Origin of the sequence: Saccharicrinis sp. 156 (assembly GCF_050589685.1) — a bacterium.
Lineage (GTDB): Bacteria > Bacteroidota > Bacteroidia > Bacteroidales > Marinilabiliaceae > Saccharicrinis.
Window position 1 is genome coordinate 1 of sequence record NZ_JBNGOS010000104.1, and the last position, 944, is coordinate 944.

Annotated in this window: 1 protein-coding gene; it reads right to left on the bottom strand. The window is 43.0% G+C overall.

The genetic code is table 11. The features are described 5' to 3' along the window. Nucleotides 1-944: fasciclin domain-containing protein (locus ACRD64_RS25225; RefSeq protein WP_430937414.1), on the bottom strand; the 944-nt coding region annotated here is incomplete at both ends.

A 944-nucleotide genomic window follows, 5' to 3' on the forward strand; every position in this document is an offset into this window, starting at 1 on the left:
TCGCCGGCCAGGTCATCGGCCAGTTCTGCGGCAATGACGGCCGCTTCCAGGGTGTTATGGTCCTCGCTGTTCACGATGATGTCAACCACGGTTTTATCAATGGCAGGATTAATGCCTGCTTGGGCAACAGGCCATATGCCCGGTGCAGGTACGCTAACGCCTTTGTTTTCACCGCGATTCTCATCTTTTCCAAAGAAATACAATGGCCAACCTTTATAGGTAAGTTGTTTTTTGCCATAGACTTCAATTACTCCAAATAATTCTTGATTCAATGATGATGGCACAATAATTTCTGTCTCTTCGTAAATAGGCCAAATGCCATTATTGGAGAAATCATCAGCCGTGAAATTATTTTGATTCTTATTATCCTTTATCCAGATGTATAACGTATTACCTTTGTCATCCGTAAAGTATTGAATGATTTCCTGACCAGGTGTATAATCACCTTTATACTCAACATGGTCAAGCCCGGTTAATTGATGGTCAACAACCATAATGGTATAATCCGGTTTGGCCACAAACCATTTGTTTCCAAGTCCTTCTCCATTGATGTCGCCCGCACTATGGTCACCTGCAAAATAGTATAATGGCCATCCTTTGTAGGTTGTTTGCATATTTCCATCACCTCTGTCAATCATGTTAAAGTCTGAGGCGTTTAAACCATTCCCCACACTTAGTTGAGGAGCATAGAAAACGGGCCAGTTATCCAAACAGCCGTCCTGGCAAAGTGAATTACCGTCAGCATCTTTGGTAAAGAAATAAAGTGTATTACCATTATGGTCTACAAGAATGTTTCCGTACTTTTCAGTATGACTTAAAATCACATCAGTAGGCGGAAGCAATACGGCATCGATCACGTGCACCACGCCGTTGTCGGCCATTACATCGGCCACGGTTACCATGGCATCGTTGATGTATACCTTGCCGTCCATGATCTTCACTTT